Here is a 15,770-nt window from a genome sequence, read left to right as displayed (position 1 = left end):
CATACCACGGCGTTTTCGCTCGAAGCGATGTGACGCAGCGCATCGGATGGGTTCGCCACGTGCAGGGGCTGGCGATCCACGCGGAGGGCCCCGATGCGAACGTGGGCGAAATGTGTCGCATCGTCCCGCGCGATGCCGCCAGCGAACCCTTGATGGCGGAAGTGGTGGGCCTCGCCCGCGATCACATCGTGCTCCTGCCCTATGGAGGTTTGCGCGGCATCGGGCCGGGCTCGCGCGTGATCGCGCTGGGGCATGCCGCGGACGTGGTCGCCTCGCCCGAGCTGGTCGGGCGGGTGATCGATGGATTCGGACTGCCGCTGGATGGCGGCCCGATGATCCGGGGCCACGAGCGCACTCCCCTGGAGGGAAAGACATCGAGCCCGATGCAGCGCCCGCGCATCACGCGCATCCTCGAAACGGGAATCCGCGCGATCGACGCCTTGCTCACCATCGGCGAAGGCCAGCGCGTGGGCATCTTCGCAGGCAGCGGCGTCGGCAAGAGCAGCCTGCTGGGACTGATCACCCGGCACGCGCAGGTCGATGTCAACGTGATCGCCATGATCGGCGAACGGAGCCGCGAGGTTCGCGAGTTCGTCGAGGAGCAGTTGGGCCCGGAAGGCCTGGCGCGCTCCGTGGTCGTCGCCGCTACTTCGGAGCAGCCCGCGCTCGCGCGCATCCGCGCCGCGCACGCCGCCGTCGCGATCGCCAGCCGATTCCGGGAAGACGGCAAGAGGGTGCTCCTCACCATGGATTCGGTCACCCGGCTGGCGATGGCGCGGCGCGAGATCGGCCTGGCAGCCGGCGAACCGGCCACCGCGCGCGGCTACACACCTTCGGTGTTCAGCGAACTGCCGCAGCTCTGCGAGCGTTGCGGCACCGCGCCCTCCGGCGGCTCGGTCACCGCCTTGCTCACCGTGCTGGTGGAAGGGGACGACCTCAACGAACCGGTCGCAGACAACATGCGCGCCATCCTGGACGGCCACGTCGTGCTGTCACGCGAACTCGCCCAGCAAGGGCACTACCCGCCCATCGATGTGCTGAAAAGCGCGAGCCGGCTGATGGCGGATCTCGCGAGCCAACCAGAGCGGGAGATTGCGGCGCTCGCGGTTCGTCATCTCGCCGCACTGGAAAGGAACCGCCAGCTCGTCGACCTGGGAGCGTACGTGCGGGGTTCCAATGCGGTACTCGATTCCGCACTGTCCGCCGAAGCGTCGCTGTTCGCATGGCTGCGCCAGGACGGCGGGGGCATCCGGCGAGCGGACGCAGTGGCGCATTTGCAGCGCGCACTCGCAACCGGGGCACGGGCATGAGTTCCATGGACCTGCGCGGATTTCACTGGCCCCTGGCTCCGCTGGACTGCAAGCTCCAGATCGCACGCGATGCCGCACAGCTGCGGCTCGCCAACTTGCGTCGCGAGGAGGCGGAGCTTTGCCAATCCGTGCACGCCATCGACGGAGAGCGCCGTCACGTGCTCGCCGGCATGGCGGTCGGCCGGCGATCGGTCGATCCTGTGGCCAGGGGCGTTCGCTTGCGGCACGCGTTACAGCAGGGGCTTTCGTTGAAAGCACGCGAGGAGGAATTGCGCGAACTCGCCAGCCGGATCGAGGCAGCCCGGCTGGCCTGCGTCGATGCCGAACGCGCCCTGGCATCGGCGCGCAAGCTGCGCGACGCGGCGCAGGGCGCGTACGCGGGGTCCCGCCTGCGGGCCGCAACGAAGGAGGCCGACTTCGCGTGGCTGGTGTCGAGGTTCACGGGGCGCTCCGGCCCGGAGGACGGGTCGTGAACACAGGGCTTGTTCCGTTCGCCGGTCCTGCCGAAGTGCCGCAAGGCGCGCCACGGCAAGGGGCCGGCAGCATGGCCACCGGCTGGAGGCGGGAACTCGAAAGCGCCTTCACGCGGGGTTGGTTCCACGGCCCCCTGGATCCCCGCAGTGCTGGCAGCCTTGCTTCCGGAGCCGGCCAGGACCGCCCGGGGCGAGGCGTCGGCATCCCGGGATGGCGCCCCTTGTCCGCAATGCCTGAGGGGGCCAACCTGTTGGACCTGTCGCGTCCCAACCAGGCGAGGCCTGAGACAACGCAGGCGCCCTTCGGCGGCGCCCCGAGCTCGGTGCTCGCGAGGACTTCGGCCGTGGTCGCGGCTTCAGTGCCGGCGCAAAGCTTCCCGGCGCGCACCGCGGCATGCGTGCGCGGAACCGACGGCTTGCTCCCGGATGGCGCCGTTCAGGGCCGAAGGCATCCGGTTCCGGCCGCATATGCGCAACCGATGCGTCTGCACATCGAACAAGGCGACCAGGGAACGGCGGTCTGGATCGGGCTGGACGGCGATGCCGCCTCCGTGGGCGCGCAGGCGCTGGCCATCGCGGCGGAGCTGGTGCGCCATTCCCAGGGCGTGCACTGGCGCCTCGCCGCCGTCATCTGCAACGGTTCGGTGGTGTATGGCGAAGCACCCGTGACCGGGTCGACAACGAAGAAGGAGCCGTCATGGCGATAAGTGCGATCGGAAGCGCGCCCGCTTCCGCGACCGGCGCAAGCAGCCTCGGGCTGCAGGACTTCATGCGCATCCTGCTCACGCAGCTGACCTACCAGGATCCGCTCAAGCCCATGGACAACCAGTCGTTCATGGCGCAGATGGCGCAGTTCACTTCGCTGGAACAGACGCAGCGCCTGAACGACCGGGTGCAGCAGCTGATCGAGAACCAGGCGGCGCTGCAGTCCGTCAGCCTGATCGGGCGCACCGTCGATGTCGCCACCAGCACAGGGCAGGCGACGGGGACGGTGACGTCCTTGTCCCTGCAAGGCGAGACCCCGTTGCTGACGCTGTCGGTCGCCGGCGGCGGCGTGCTGCAGAACGTGAGTCTCGGCCAGGTCCTCTCTGTTCGTTGAATCCAAGGAGAAACACCATGCTCGATTCGATCCAGATCGGCGTCACGGGCCTCGCCGGCTACCAGCAGGGCCTGCGGGTCATCGCGAACAACACCGCCAACCTCAATACGCCGGGCTACAAGAGCTCCACGCTGCAATTCGCCGATCTGTTCTATTCGGCGTCTCCAGGCGGCGGCCGTTCCGACATCCAGCTCGGACATGGCCTGGACACGACGGGCACCCAGCTCAACTTCCGTCCGGGGGACCTGCGGCAGACCGGCAACGACTTCGACCTGGCGCTGGACGGCGAAGGGCTGTTCGCCCTGCGAGATGCGCAGGGCCAGATGCGGTACACGCGTGCCGGGCTGTTCGAGTTCAATGGCGACGGCATCTTCGTCAACCGCGCGGATGGCAGCAAGGTCCTGGCCCGGGACGCGTCCGACAAGCTGGTCGAGGTGTCCATCGCGGGTTTGCGCACTTCTGCGGGCAAGGCCACTTCGTCGGGGCAATTCAACGGAAACCTGTCGAGCACTCTGCCGGAGCACACCGTGAGCGGCCTGAAAGTGTTCGACGCAGTGGGAGGCGAGCACGCCCTCTCGCTCAAGTTCACCAACACGGCCTCCGAGACGCCGGGCAGCTGGAAGGTGGAGCTCCTCGAAGGCACCACGTCCCTGGGGTCGGCCGAGCTGGTGTTCGTCGACGGCCGCCCGAGCGCCGCAACGAACAAGCTGGTCTTCACGTACACCCCCTCGGGGCAGGCGGCGCAGCAGCTGGCTTTCACGTTCGGCGCGGACGTGACCTCTTTCGCTGCCGGCAACCTGTCGACGCTGGCCCTGGCGACACAGGATGGCTATGCGCCCGGCAATCTCGCCAAGGTGGTCTTCGATGCCGCCGGGACGCTGGTGGCGACCTACTCGAACGGGCAGACGGTGAAAGGTCCGCGTCTCGCGCTGGGGCGCTTCTCTTCGCCGGATGCGGTGAAGGAACTCGGCGGCAATCTGTTCGCCGAGGCCGGCGGCATGGCCTGGCAGATCGGCAGCGCGGGCGAAGGTGGCTTCGGGTCCGTGAAGGCCGGCATGCTGGAGGGATCCAACGTGGACTTGTCGCGCGAATTCAGCGACCTGGTCGTGATGCAGCGCGGCTACCAGGCGTCGTCGCAGGTGATTTCCACCGCGAACGACATGCTGCAGGAGTTGTTCGGGATGAAGCGCAAGTGAGCATCCGGCCAGCTGCTGCGGCGCAGCCCCTGCGCTACTGGAGGACGGAACAGCTTGAAAGGCTGGAGCGTCTGCTGGGGCAGGCCTTGCGCTCCTGGGCGAGCGATTGGGGACTGCCCGAGGACGTGGCGCGCGTGTCCTGTCATCGCGCGGCCGCCTGCGCCGAAGGAGCAACCCAGGGGACGACGCTGCGCGGGCCGGAGGGCGCGTTGGCCTGGTTGCGTGATGCATCCTGGACAGGCGCACTGGCCGAGGAGCTGTTTGGTCACGCGGGCGGGACGGGCGCGATCGTCGAGGAAGTTGCACGCGCGTGCGTCGACGACTTCACGCGGCGACTCGTCCTGGCATTGGCCATGCCAGGTGCCCTGCCGGAACGAACGACAGCGGCACCGCACTACGGCGGCCCCTGGAGCGGGCAGGTGTGGGCCGTGCTCCCCTTCGATGGCGCGTTGCTGATGAACTGCGCCGCGGTCGACGCTTGCCTGGGCGGAAGTGGCGTGGCGGGACAGCCCCGTTCCTTGCCCGGCTCGTCCGCGGCGATGCCGCTGCTGCAGGCTGCAGCAGCACAGCGCCTGGCCCTGCAAGCCCAGCTCGCGCCGTGCGAGATCGATCTCGGCGTCCTGCAGGACCTGCGGCCGGGCGACGTGCTGCGCATCCCGCACCCCCTCGATGCCCCGTTGCAGGTACGCACGGAATCCGGCGCAACCCTGTTCAGCGGTCATCTCGCGAGCAGCCGTGGGCGCAAGGTGATCGAGCTTTCCGCGACAGCCTGAGTTCCCTTCCTGAAAGACCCGTCATGAGCCAGATGTTCGAATCCTTCATGCAGCCGGCGCCCCTGGCGTCGCTGCGAGCGCAGGCCGTGGAACTGCAGGAAAGCGACGGCGGTTCCGAGCCGGGCGCCGTTCTCCTGCGGGATGCCCATCCCTTGCACGCAGTGAAGGTACGGCTCGACGTGCGCGTGGGGGAGGCGGTCCTGAGCATCGGTGAACTCCTCGCAGCGCGCGAGAACCAGGTCCTGGTGCTGGATCGAACGATCGAGCAACCCGTCGATCTGGTGCTGGAAGGAAAGGTGGTCGGACGCGGGCAGCTGGTTGCCGTCGACGACGGAAACTTTGCCGTCCGCATCACCGAAGTTCCGTTGCCCCTGAAGTTCTGAGATGGGCTGCCTTGCGATGGTTCGCGCCGGTCTTTGTGCCAGCCTGCTGTGCGCGCTCTTCCCATGCAGTCATGCGGAGGAAACTTCGGCGACGTCGCCACGGACTGCCGCGAACGCCGAACGCCGCTTGCTGGCAAACCTGCCGATGCGCGCCGAGCCAGGCCCGATCGATGGGGCCTTGCCGTCCGTGCTGGCATGGCTGGGGGTCGCCGGCGCCGCGGGCGGCTTCTGGTGGTGGGTGCGCGCGGGATCCCGCGCGCTGCGGCGCAAGGGCTCCGCGGACGGTCAGGCGATCGTCCGGCTGTCCAGCCAGGCCCTGACGCCGCACGCGAGCGTTCACGCCGTGCGCTGGAACGGCGAGGAGTACCTGCTGGCGTGCACCTCGCAAGAGATCACCTTGGTTTCACGCCGGCCGACGTCGGCGACGGAGGATGCATGAGCGGACCCGGCCGGCGGCTCGCAGCGCGTGCCCTGCTCGTCCTGTTGGCACTGGTGTGGCACGCAGGAGCGTTCGCCGCATCCGAATTGCCATCGCTTGCGGGGCTGACGCCATCGACGCGCGCATCGACCGAGACGGCGCAGGCACTGCGCGTCGTTCTCGGCTTGAGCGTCCTTGCGATCCTGCCCGCGCTGCTGGTGTGCCTCACGTCGTTCCTCCGCATCATCATCGTCCTGTCGATGCTGCGGCAGGCCATCGGCATGCCTGAAACGCCGCCGAACCCGGTGTTGATCGGCCTGGCATTGTTCATCACGCTGTTCACGATGTCTCCCGTTCTCCAGGCGCTCAACGAGCAGGCCTTCCAGCCGTTCATGAACGGCAGCATGGGCATGGAGGCGGCGTACGGAAAAGGCATCGCGCCGCTGCGCGAGTTCATGGTGCGCCAGACGCGCGAGCAGGACCTCGCGCTGATGATCGAACTGTCCAAGGCGAGGATCCCGCAGGGCATCGAGGAAGTCGGGAACGTGCAGCTGATCCCGGCGTTCATGCTGTCGGAGCTGCGCGCCGCATTCCAGATCGGCCTTTTGCTGTTCCTGCCCTTCCTGCTGATCGACCTGATCGTGTCATCGGTCCTGATGGCGCTCGGAATGATGATGCTGCCGCCCACCACGGTGTCCTTGCCACTCAAGGTCCTCGTGTTCGTCCTGGTCGACGGGTGGGCCCTGGTGCTGAAAGCCCTCGTCGGGTCCTTCCATTGAACGTCCATGGACCTCGCCACGCCCGACAGCGTGCAGGAGGCCGCGCTCTGGCAGCGCTGGCGCGAGCACGGTGACGCCGATGCGAAGCAGCGCCTGCTCGACATGCATCTCGGTTACGCCCGAGTGGTGGCGGCCTCCTTTTTTTCGCGGCGCTACGACCAGGACATCGAGTTCGACGACCTGCTGCAGCTCGCCTCCATGGGCCTGCTGGAGGCGATGGACCGGTTCGACCCGGCGCGCGGCGTGCAGTTCCGGACCTTCGCCGCAAGACGCATGCACGGCGCCATCCTGACCGGCCTGGAGCGGATGACGGAAAAGCAGCAGCAGATCGCCGCCCGCAAGCGGATGCGATCGGAACGCCTGGTCGAGGTGAAGCAGCTGGCCGGCGAGGCGGGCGACGTTCCCCGGCATCCGCGCGAGCTGATGCGCTACGTGTCGGAGGTCGGCATCGGCCTGGCCCTGTGCTGGATGCTGGAGGACACGGCGATGGTCGACAACCCGGCCGCCTCCGTCAGCGTTCCCTTCTACCGCTCCGCGGCGATCCAGCAACTGCGGCGGCAACTGGCGCAGGCGATCGAGGGGCTGCCGCCGGCGGAGCGCTACGTTCTGCGCGGGCACTACGTGAACGATCTCGCCTTTGAAAAGATCGCCGCCGAGATGCAGCTCACGCGCGGACGCATCTCGCAGATCCACAAGCAGGCCTTGTCGCGCCTGCGCGGGGCCCTGCGCGAACACGCCGACTGGGCCACATCCTTCTGAACACGATGCGCCGCGACCTGCCGGCCCTGCGCCTCCTGCACCGTTCGCTCGCGGCGGACCCCGCCGATGCCGCGTCCTGGTTCGCGCTCGGCGTCGCCAGCCTGCGGGCGAATCACCCCGAGGAGGCCCGCATCCAGTTCTCGCGCGCGGCCGCGTTGCTGCCCTCCAGCGCGGGCGCATGGCATGGCCTCGGATGGTCCTGCCTGTTGCTGCAGGACACGCCCGCAGCGCTCACCGCGTTCCGCCAGGCCTTGGGCCTGGACCCGGAATCGGCCGAGTCCGAGGGATGCGTCGCCCTGGCGCTGTGGCTGTCCGGACGGCGCGAGCAGGCGGCTCGGCATCTCGCTCGTGCAAACCAGCTCGATCGCCGGCATCTCGTCGGCCGCTACCTGCGGGCGCTGCAGCAGGGGCGCGAGATCCTGCCGCTGCGCAGCATCCCGCTGTTCCTGCTCGAGCGCCGTGGACTATTTGGCAAGGGCGCGCCCGGCGTGCCGAAGCCCTGACCGTTTGGGTCTTTGCTTTCGCTCCGCATCTCCCTATGATGGCCGCGCCTACAACAAGAGGAGGGCATTCCATGGATTTCCAACAGTCGGTCAAGGCCTGCCTGAAAAAGTACGTCGAATTCAACGGGCGCGCCGGGCGGCCCGAGTTCTGGTGGTTCGTGCTGGCCGTCGTCATCGTCCAGTTCCTGGTGTCCGCCGTGCTGGGCAACATGGTTGCCATGCTGGTGAACCTGGCCCTGCTGCTGCCGCAGCTGGCCGCCGGCTCCCGTCGCCTGCACGACATGGGCAAGAGCGGCTGGTTCCAGCTGCTCGGGTTCATCCCCGTGATCGGCTGGGCGGTGCTGATCTACTGGCTGGCGCAGCCGAGTGTGGGGCCGAACGCCTACGGTGAAGGCCCGGCGCTGCCGGCCGACGTGGCGCTGCCGCCTCCCGGCGCGGCCTGATGGAAAAAGCGGCCCGCGGGCCGCTTTCTTGTTTTTGAAGCCCTGGATTCCCGCCTGCGCGGGAATGGCGGGTTGCGTTCAGGGCGACAGCGTCACCTGCACCAGGTCCGCGTAGTCCCCCGGCGTCACGTCCTGCAGCGGCGGAATGCGCCCGTAGATCGTGAACAGCGCCTGGGCGGTGCGGTTGTTCTGCACCTTCACCGTCTGCGTCATCGCGTCGATGCCGGGCGTGACGCCCCACACCGCGGAGCGGCTGCCGTCGCGGAACAAGCCGTAGTTCAGGACGTCGGCACTGCCGCCGGTGTGGCGCAAGCGGCGATTGTTCACCGATCCTCCGTTGCCCGCACCGACCGTCACGGTGAGCGTGATGTTCGGGTTGCCGGGCTCGACGCTGTCGCAGCGCACCTGCAGCGTCGCCACGGTGTCGGCCGGCGCCGTCGACGTGATGTCGTAGGCGCCGAAATTGGTGCTGGTGCCGCTGACGATGCCGCAGCTCACGGCAGCGGTGGCCAGCGGCGCCGCGAAGGCGGCGCACGCCGCCAGCAGCAGGGGCCTAGCGGCAGACCAGGCCGTCGCGCAATTCATGCACTGCCTCCGTGAAGCTCGGGATGTCCATGGCGCAAGAATAAACCTTGCCGTCGACTTGCACGCTTCCCGTATAGCGTCCCGCCGGCCCGTCTTCCAGGTAGAAGTCCCCGGACGGTGCCGTTTCGATCGCCAGGCGGCCGCCGGGTCCCGTCACCGTCCACGCGCGCGAGGCGATCGGCTTGCGGCCGCCCGCCTGCTGCAGCCAGGCGTGGCCCGTCACCGCCTGCAGCTTCTTGCCGCCGAAGTTCACGAGCGTGCCGCTCTTGTAGGCCGGCGCGATCGTCACGCGCTTGCGCGCAAGGCTGTATTCCATCGAAAGTTTCTTGTCGTCCAGGGTCACGTCCTGCCGGCCGAAGGCGCCCACGTTGGGGATCAGCAGGTTGCCGTCGGCATCGGTCCGGCCCTGCACCTGGCTGTTCAGGTACACGTCCACGCCGCCTTGCGGCACGCCCAGCCGCGCCAGCGCGAAGCCGTCCGGCACTTGGCGCGTGGCGCCCACGTAGCCGTCCAGCGTGACGAAGGCGCCGGACACGCCGGCTTCGGCGAACCAGCTTTGGCCGCCGCGCGTCTGCGTGCTGGCGTTGAAGTCGAAGCTCACCGGGCGCAGGTTCCAGTTGGCCGCCGCGTGCGCCGATTCGGCCGGTTCGCCGCGCGTGCGCCCGAGCACCGTGCCCACGCGGTAGCCCACGCCTTCGCCTTGCGGCAGCTTGCGCCCGACCTCGGCCTCCACCGCGCGGAAGTCGCGGCTGGCGCGATAGGTCCCGCCCGTCCAGTGCTGCGGGTCGAGCTCGTAGCGCAGGTAGGTGTTGAAGGCCCAGGACTCGCTGCCGCCTCCTGTCCTCGAGCGGCTGTATTCCGCGAACATCGACAGCTGCCGCGTGATGCTGGAAGACAGGCGCACGGCGAAGTTCTCCCGCCGCCCGCCCGTCTCGCTGGCGCGCGTGTAGTCCAGCGAGGCATTGGCCATCTCGCTCAGGCGCAGCGAACCGCCCAGCCGCGTCTCCGCGAGCAGCGCGTTGCTGGTGCTGGCCGACGCGAACGTGCGGAACCCCGGGTCCAGCCGCCTGCGCGTGGCGTAGAAAGTCGCGCGCGGCGCGATGTAGGTGTAGCGGGTCGACCAGCCTTGCGCGGTGCGGTCCTTCACGCGGTCGACGCTGCCCAGAGCGCCCACCGACAGCAGGCCGGCAAGGTCGCTGCGCAAGGTGACGCCGGCGCCGCCGCTGGCGAAGTCGGGGTTGCCTTCGGCGCCGGCTTCGAGGGTCAGGTGGTCGCTCACCCCGTAGCGGTGGAAGCCTTGCCACGCCTGCTCGCGATAGCGCCAGCGGTCGTCGAAGCCCAGCTCGGAACGCTTGCCGAGGAAGTAGCTGTATTCGTGCATGCCCCGGGCCAGCACCGTGTCGGTGAAGAGGAAGGGCTGCTCGTAGACCTGCCGGTTGCCGTTGGCGTCGATCACCGTCACGCTCACGTTGCGCACGCCGCTGTAGTAGTGCAGGTTCTGCACGTTCACCGGGCCGGGCGCCACCGTCGTGCGGTAGACGGGGTTGCCGTCCACCGCCACTTCCACCTGCGAGGGCGTGCTGGTCGAGACCTGGAAGTTCGCGGTGGGCTGGTACAGCACGTCCGGCGTCATCGAGAACAGCTTGGTCACCGACAGGCCCGCGGCCGGGAAGCTGCTGCCGAAAGGCCCGCCCGCGGTGAGCTGATCGCCGAGCAGCAGGCGCCGGCCGTCGCGGCGGTCGTCCCAGACGACCTGCGTCACGCCACGCGCGAACACCGGCAGGTTGCGCCCGGTCTCCGCTTTCGCTTCCTGGCGGAACAGCACCTCGCCCACGCGCGCGTTCAGCTCGGTGTTCAGCCGCAGTTGCATGGGGCCGACGTCCGCTTGCCGCACGCCGGCGCGGTAGTTGAGGATCGCGCTGGCGGGCGGCGTCGTGATCTCGCCGCGCGGCGGACGGCCCGACAGGTCGATGCGCGTGGCTTCCAGCGCGCCCGCCGGGAAGTCCAGGTTCAGCGAGAGGTTGGCTTCGTCGAAGCGCAGGCTCTGGTTCGACAGGTCGCGCAGCGAGTAGTAGTCGCCCGCCAGCGTGCGGCGGCGCGCCTCCGGCCTGGGGGTCAGCTTGAGCCGCTCGACGTCCTGCGCGGCGATCCAGAAATCGCCGTCGGCCGTGCGCAGCACCGTGAACTCGCCGCGGGACACGCCGTTGGCGCGCACCGTGACGATCAGTTCATCCGCGTTGTCCTGGCTGGCCGCGGGCACCGCCTGCGCATGCAGCAGCGGCGCCGTGGCCGAGAAAATGCAGGCGATCAGGAAGGCGGCGGAGCGGGCATGGAGCTTCATGCGCCCCGGCGCGCACCGGTGGCGCGGGCGCAGGCACGATCCGCGCGCGGCCGGCAACGATCAGGAACAGGCCGCCGGGTCGACATCGAGGCTGCGCTCGTACTTGATGTTGTCTTCCGCCCCTTCGACCGTGACCGAGAACTTGCGCGTCCTGCGGCACACCTCGGGCGGCACGTCCACCTGGTAGGTGCGTGCCGTGCCGGAGAGCGAATACCAGCCGTTGACGTCGCGCGACCAGCCGGCGTTGTCGGTGAAATTCACGCGCGCGGCGCGGAAATGCTGCGAGCCGGGATTGCTCACGGCCAGGGACAGCTTGCCCTTCGCCAGCTTCGGCTGCGCGATCTCCGGCTTGGCTGCCGCCCCGCCGGGCGTGACGAATACCGGCACGCCGAAGCGGAAATAGAAGCTCACCGCCGTCGGGCCGCCCGCGGAGGGAGACGGCACTTCCTCGATGAACAGCCGGTAGGCGCGCTCGCTGCCTTGCGCCGGCGCCTTGGCGCCCACGCGCACGAGGCGCTTGGCGCCGGGCTCGATGTCCATCTGGCGCGGGAAGTACACGAGGTCGGCGCTTTCCGTGTAGACGTCCTTGCCGGTCTCGTCCTGGGTCCACTCCACCAGCTTCACCAGCACCCGCAGGCGCGCGGGGGAATCGTTGGTGACCGTGATGGTTTCGCTCAGCACGCCCGGCTTGAGGTCGGCGCGGATCGGCGAAACGGAGAAGCTGGCGGCGAGGCAGGACAGGGGCAGCGCGCAGGCGGCGAGCGCCAGCATGCGGCAGGCGGCCACCCGCCGCAGGAACTTCAGGAAAGGCATTTCGTCACTGTGGGTCCGCCCCGACAAAAGGTCAAGGCGAGACGGTGATGGCGACCCGGTCGGTGTAGTTGCCGGCCATCACATTCTGGAACTGCGACGCGAGGATGGACCCGTTCACGGTGAAGGCGAGCGTGCCGTTCTTGGCGATCGTCGCCGACGCGGGCGTGACGCCCAGGCTGTACGGCAGGAATTCGGTGAGCGTCGTGGCGTGGCGCATGCGCCGGGCGCCGGGGCCGCTGTCGAAGGTGCCCGCGCCCAGCGTGAAGGCGAGGGTGACGGTGCTTCCCTGGCCACCGTTGCAGGTGACGCTGCTGCTCACGCTGGCCGTGGCCGTCGTCGTCGACGCCGGGTTGATGGTGCCGAAATCGAGCAGCAGGGTGGGCGTGTTGAACTTGCAGTTGCTCTTGGACACGATGACCGCGCCGACGGCGAAGCCGCGGGTCTCGGCCTGGGCTGCCGGCGCGAGGAACGTCGCGGCGGCCGCCAGGGCGCACAGGGTCCACGCGGACCGGGCGGGCGCGCGGGTCACGTCTTGAAACTGCATGGTGCGGGGAAAAAAATCGGGCGCCGGCTTTCGCCGTGGCGCCCGAGTCCTTTGCCGTGAAGGGGATCAGGGCGTGAAGTCGACCGTCAGCGTCTTCGAGTAGTTGCCGGCCGTCAGGTTGGAGTACACGCCGGCGGCGATGTCGCCCGACACCGTGACGGTCACTTCCTTGCCGGTCCCCATGCCCAGGCCTGCCGGCAGCGTCGTGCTCCAGGTCAGGGAGAAGGGGATCAGGTCGGCCACCACGGTCGCGTGGACCATGGAGCTGGTCGTGCTGCCGGAGCCGCCGTTGATGGTCAGCGCCGCCGGGGTCTTGCCCTTGGTGCACAGGTAGGTGATCGTGGTCGTCTTGCCGGTCACCGCGGGGGCAGCGACGGGGTCCAGCGCGCCGAAGTCCAGCGCGTTGGCGGCCGCCAGCTTGCAGGTGCCCGTCACGGACGCCTTGACGTCCATGTTCATGGTCTCGGCCATCGAAGCCGAGGCGGCGAGGGCGGCGAAGGCGGCGATTGCCGTCATGCGAAAGATCTTGCTCATGTTCATCTCCTAGCGATTCGTCCTAACGTTGCTTAGGTGTCTTGCCTAAGCTCCCGTAAGCGAACTGTAGGCGAGCCGGTAACGACTTGCAACATCGCCAGTCAGGCAAATCAAAGACTTGCGCGCGCCCGGCAGGCTCAGCCGCGCAATTTGGCACACTTCGTTGCACCGGTGTGGCGAACTTCGGGTTTACAGCAGGACAGGCGGATGGCCGGCGCTGACCGGTGGCCGTGGCCGGAATGTGACGGTCGCCTCGCCGCGCCCCGCTCACGCCGGCCTAAGACTCAAGTGCTACCGTCCGCCGCAGGAGAGCCGAACATGCGTGTGCTGCTGGTGGAAGACGACGAGATGATCGGGCACAGCCTGCGCGAAGCCTTGTCTTCCCAGGGCTGGTCGGTCGACTGGGTGAAGGACGGCCTGCTGGCGCAAAGCGCCTGGGCCGACGGCGACTATGCCTGCGTGCTGCTGGACCTGGGCCTGCCCAAGCGGGATGGCGTGGAGGTGCTGCGCCACGCGCGGGGGAGCGGCGACAGCACGCCGGTGCTCGTGCTCACCGCGCGCGACGGCGTCGACGACCGCGTGCACGGCCTGGACCTCGGCGCCGACGACTACCTGCTCAAACCTTACGAGATGCGGGAGCTGCTCGCGCGCATGCGGGCCATCATCCGCCGCCGCGACGGCGCCGCCCATTCGATCATCGGCAACGCCGCGATGCAGCTGGATCTCACCACCCGCGAGGTGCTGGTGCAGGGCGGGCGCTCGCAGCTGTCGGCGCGCGAGTTCGCGCTGCTGCACGCCTTGCTGGAGCGCCCCGGCGCGATCCTCTCGCGCGAACAGCTGGAAAACCGCATCTACGGCTGGGGCGAGGAGGTCACCAGCAATGCGGTCGACGTCCTGATCTACGGCATGCGGCGCAAGCTCGGGCCCGAAGCCATCCGCAACGTGCGCGGGCTGGGCTGGCGCGTCGCCGGCGGTTCCACGGGAGCCTCCGCATGAAATGGCACGTCTTTCCCAACGGGCCGATGTGCTCGATCCGCCGCGCCATGCTGCTGTGGCTGGTGCCGCTGTTCCTGCTGGTGGCCGCGATGTCCGCCGCGCTGTCGTGGTGGACCTATTCGCGCATGGTCAGCGGCTTCATGGACGAACAGATGCAGCAGCTGGCGCAGTCGCTCGCGGCCTATCCGGCCGTGCAGCCGCCGCAGCAGGACGCCGAGAAGGTGAACAAATGGGGCGCCTACGTCGTGCAGACCTGGGCGCCGGAAGGCGCGCTGGTGTCCAGCTCCTGGCCGCAACTGCGCGTGCCCAGGCAGGCCGAAGGCTTCCACGACGTGGCCCACCAGGGCTCGCGCTGGCGCGCCTATGTCACGCAGGGCGGCGACGGCCGCACGGTGCAGGTGCTGCAGAGCGGATCCTTCCGCACCAAGCTCGCCGCCGAGCGCGCGGGCGCGGCGGTCGCGCCGGTGGTGATCCTGCTGCCGCTGTCGATGTTCGTGCTGTGGCTGGTGGCGCGCGCGATGTCGCGCGCGCTGCAGGACATCGGCCGGCGGGCCGCGCAGCAGGACGAGCACACCATCACCGAGCTGCCGGTGGACAACGTGCCGAGCGAGATCGCGCCCCTGGTGCAGTCCTTCAACAGCCTGCTGCGGCGACTGCGCGACGCCTTCGCGACGCAGCGCCGCTTCGTGCAGGACGCCGCGCACGAGCTGCGCACGCCGATCGCGGCGATCGGCCTGCAGGTGGAAAACATGCGGCAGGACGTCAACTGCGCCGCCGCCGCCGACCGTTTCGCCCACCTCGAGGCGGGCGTCAAGCGCGCGAGCCGCCTGGTCGACCAGCTGCTGCGCCTGTCGCGGCAGGAAGCAGCAGGCGCCGACGGCCCCGCGATCGTCGACCTGCAGATGCAGCTTCGCGACAGCATGAACACGCTGATCGGCCTGGCGGACCAGCGCAACATCGACCTGGGGCTCGTCGGCCCCGAGCCGCCCTGCGACCCGATCACGCTGCAGTGCGCGGTGGGCGACCTGCGCAGCCTGCTCGACAACCTGATCGAGAACGCGCTGCGCTACACGCCCGAGGGCGGCGTCGTGGACGTGCGCCTGCTGCGCGACGAGGGACATGTCGCCGTGGAGGTGGTGGATACCGGCCCGGGCATCCCGCAGGAACTGCTGCCGCGCGTGTTCGACCGCTTCTTCCGCGTCCCGGGCACGGGCCCCGGCGGCAGCGGCCTCGGACTCTCGATCGCGCAGGCGGCGGCGCAGCGCGCCGGCCTGCTGCTCACGCTGCGCAACCGGCAGGACCGCAGCGGCCTGATCGCGCGCATCGAATCCACCCCCTAATCCTCACCTAACAAAGCGCTCAGAGTCGCCTAAGGGCGGCTACCTACAGTGAGAACACGGTCGAAGCACAGGAAGCGTCGGCCGATCAACCCCGGTTCCAACGCTCACTGAAAGGTTCCCGCCATGAATGCCAAGATCCTGCTCGCCGCCGCTGCCCTCGGTACCCTCGCCTTCTCCGGCGCCGCCCGTGCCGACGACGCCGACGCTTCGCAGCAGTTCGCCATCAAGTTCCAGGGCAACCGCACCCAGGCCGAGGTGATGGCCGAGGCCGCGCAGGTGTCCGCCAAGCGCAACATCGACCAGCCCGGCGCGCGCGCGATCGCGCCGCTGCAATCTTCGGTCGACGCGCAGTCGGTGCGCGCGCAGGCGATCGACGCGCTGCGCCTGGGCAAGATCCCGTCGGGCGAGCGCAGCCTCTGATCGTCACTTCCCGCAGGAAGCAAGGGCTGCAGCGATGCAGCCCTTTTTCCTTGTCGCGGCG

20 protein-coding genes are annotated in these 15,770 nt (G+C 69.0%); 15 read left to right on the top strand and 5 right to left on the bottom strand.

Translation table 11 applies throughout. The features are described 5' to 3' along the window. Nucleotides 1-29: 29 nt before the first annotated feature. The 12 genes from VF522_RS01740 to VF522_RS01685 all read left to right on the top strand — a co-directional run bounded on the left by VF522_RS01740 (nucleotide 30) and on the right by VF522_RS01685 (nucleotide 8,136). Nucleotides 30-1,310, top strand: a complete 1,281-nt coding sequence (locus VF522_RS01740) for a FliI/YscN family ATPase (protein ID WP_330906484.1) — start codon at nucleotides 30-32, stop codon at nucleotides 1,308-1,310. Next, a complete protein-coding gene (locus tag VF522_RS01735; RefSeq protein WP_330906482.1) occupies nucleotides 1,307-1,783 on the top strand; it encodes a hypothetical protein in 477 nt (158 codons plus the stop codon). Before VF522_RS01740 ends, VF522_RS01735 begins: the two co-directional genes overlap by 4 nt. 479 nt (nucleotides 1,784-2,262) lie before the next feature. Continuing rightward, complete coding sequence (locus VF522_RS01730) at nucleotides 2,263-2,490, top strand: hypothetical protein (RefSeq protein WP_330906481.1); 228 nt, start codon at nucleotides 2,263-2,265, stop codon at nucleotides 2,488-2,490. Beyond that, nucleotides 2,481-2,882 (top strand): flagellar hook assembly protein FlgD, encoded by a 402-nt coding sequence (locus tag VF522_RS01725; protein WP_330906480.1) that lies wholly within the window; start codon nucleotides 2,481-2,483, stop codon nucleotides 2,880-2,882. The genes VF522_RS01730 and VF522_RS01725 overlap by 10 nt, the downstream gene beginning before the upstream one ends. Nucleotides 2,883-2,899: 17 nt before the next feature. Further along, nucleotides 2,900-4,078 (top strand): flagellar hook-basal body complex protein, encoded by a 1,179-nt coding sequence (locus VF522_RS01720; RefSeq protein ID WP_330906479.1) that lies wholly within the window; start codon nucleotides 2,900-2,902, stop codon nucleotides 4,076-4,078. After that, entirely contained in the window at nucleotides 4,075-4,851 is a 777-nt protein-coding gene (locus tag VF522_RS01715) for a FliM/FliN family flagellar motor switch protein (protein ID WP_330906478.1), read from the top strand. The genes VF522_RS01720 and VF522_RS01715 overlap by 4 nt, the downstream gene beginning before the upstream one ends. Nucleotides 4,852-4,874: 23 nt before the next feature. Beyond that, nucleotides 4,875-5,234, top strand: a complete 360-nt coding sequence (locus VF522_RS01710) for a FliM/FliN family flagellar motor switch protein (RefSeq protein WP_330906477.1) — start codon at nucleotides 4,875-4,877, stop codon at nucleotides 5,232-5,234. A gap of 127 nt (nucleotides 5,235-5,361) precedes the next feature. Further along, the gene (locus VF522_RS01705; protein ID WP_330906476.1) at nucleotides 5,362-5,673 is read left to right on the top strand and encodes a flagellar biosynthetic protein FliO; all 312 of its coding nucleotides are present in this window, start codon (nucleotides 5,362-5,364) and stop codon (nucleotides 5,671-5,673) included. Beyond that, nucleotides 5,670-6,431 carry a flagellar type III secretion system pore protein FliP gene (gene fliP, locus VF522_RS01700; RefSeq protein WP_330906475.1) on the top strand — a complete coding sequence of 254 codons (762 nt, stop codon included), beginning with the start codon at nucleotides 5,670-5,672 and terminating at the stop codon, nucleotides 6,429-6,431. Before VF522_RS01705 ends, fliP begins: the two co-directional genes overlap by 4 nt. Nucleotides 6,432-6,437: 6 nt before the next feature. Next, complete coding sequence (locus VF522_RS01695; protein WP_330906474.1) at nucleotides 6,438-7,190, top strand: sigma-70 family RNA polymerase sigma factor; 753 nt, start codon at nucleotides 6,438-6,440, stop codon at nucleotides 7,188-7,190. 5 nt (nucleotides 7,191-7,195) lie between these two features. Next, on the top strand, nucleotides 7,196-7,693 hold the full coding sequence (locus tag VF522_RS01690) for a tetratricopeptide repeat protein (protein WP_330906473.1): 498 nt from the start codon (nucleotides 7,196-7,198) through the stop codon (nucleotides 7,691-7,693). Between the two features lie 71 nt (nucleotides 7,694-7,764). After that, nucleotides 7,765-8,136 carry a DUF805 domain-containing protein gene (locus VF522_RS01685; protein ID WP_330906472.1) on the top strand — a complete coding sequence of 124 codons (372 nt, stop codon included), beginning with the start codon at nucleotides 7,765-7,767 and terminating at the stop codon, nucleotides 8,134-8,136. Between the two features lie 78 nt (nucleotides 8,137-8,214). On the opposite strand, the gene VF522_RS01680 is transcribed toward VF522_RS01685, so the two are convergent. The 5 genes from VF522_RS01680 to VF522_RS01660 all read right to left on the bottom strand — a co-directional run bounded on the left by VF522_RS01680 (nucleotide 8,215) and on the right by VF522_RS01660 (nucleotide 12,953). Further along, a complete protein-coding gene (locus tag VF522_RS01680; RefSeq protein WP_330906471.1) occupies nucleotides 8,215-8,721 on the bottom strand; it encodes a spore coat U domain-containing protein in 507 nt (168 codons plus the stop codon). Then, nucleotides 8,690-11,062 (bottom strand): fimbria/pilus outer membrane usher protein, encoded by a 2,373-nt coding sequence (locus VF522_RS01675; RefSeq protein ID WP_330906470.1) that lies wholly within the window; start codon nucleotides 11,060-11,062, stop codon nucleotides 8,690-8,692. The genes VF522_RS01680 and VF522_RS01675 overlap by 32 nt, the downstream gene beginning before the upstream one ends. Nucleotides 11,063-11,122: 60 nt before the next feature. Next, nucleotides 11,123-11,875: a fimbrial biogenesis chaperone gene (locus tag VF522_RS01670; protein ID WP_330906469.1), complete on the bottom strand. Its 753-nt coding sequence runs from the start codon at nucleotides 11,873-11,875 to the stop codon at nucleotides 11,123-11,125. 31 nt (nucleotides 11,876-11,906) lie between these two features. Further along, entirely contained in the window at nucleotides 11,907-12,419 is a 513-nt protein-coding gene (locus VF522_RS01665) for a spore coat protein U domain-containing protein (protein ID WP_330906468.1), read from the bottom strand. Between the two features lie 66 nt (nucleotides 12,420-12,485). After that, nucleotides 12,486-12,953, bottom strand: coding sequence for a spore coat protein U domain-containing protein (locus tag VF522_RS01660; protein WP_330906467.1), 468 nt, complete (start codon nucleotides 12,951-12,953; stop codon nucleotides 12,486-12,488). A 318-nt stretch (nucleotides 12,954-13,271) separates the two neighbouring features. Here VF522_RS01660 and VF522_RS01655 point away from each other — a divergent pair, with 318 nt between their 5' ends. The 3 genes from VF522_RS01655 to VF522_RS01645 all read left to right on the top strand — a co-directional run bounded on the left by VF522_RS01655 (nucleotide 13,272) and on the right by VF522_RS01645 (nucleotide 15,709). Further along, complete coding sequence (locus tag VF522_RS01655; RefSeq protein ID WP_330906466.1) at nucleotides 13,272-13,949, top strand: response regulator transcription factor; 678 nt, start codon at nucleotides 13,272-13,274, stop codon at nucleotides 13,947-13,949. Continuing rightward, the gene (locus VF522_RS01650; protein ID WP_330906465.1) at nucleotides 13,946-15,289 is read left to right on the top strand and encodes a sensor histidine kinase; all 1,344 of its coding nucleotides are present in this window, start codon (nucleotides 13,946-13,948) and stop codon (nucleotides 15,287-15,289) included. Before VF522_RS01655 ends, VF522_RS01650 begins: the two co-directional genes overlap by 4 nt. 123 nt (nucleotides 15,290-15,412) lie before the next feature. Continuing rightward, nucleotides 15,413-15,709, top strand: a complete 297-nt coding sequence (locus VF522_RS01645; RefSeq protein WP_330906464.1) for a DUF4148 domain-containing protein — start codon at nucleotides 15,413-15,415, stop codon at nucleotides 15,707-15,709. Nucleotides 15,710-15,770: the final 61 nt, after the last annotated feature.

Source organism: Ramlibacter sp. (genome assembly GCF_036383835.1).
In the GTDB taxonomy this organism is placed as follows: domain Bacteria; phylum Pseudomonadota; class Gammaproteobacteria; order Burkholderiales; family Burkholderiaceae_C; genus Ramlibacter.
Note: the sequence above shows the minus strand (reverse complement) of the source record. Positions and strands in the feature narration are given on the sequence as shown.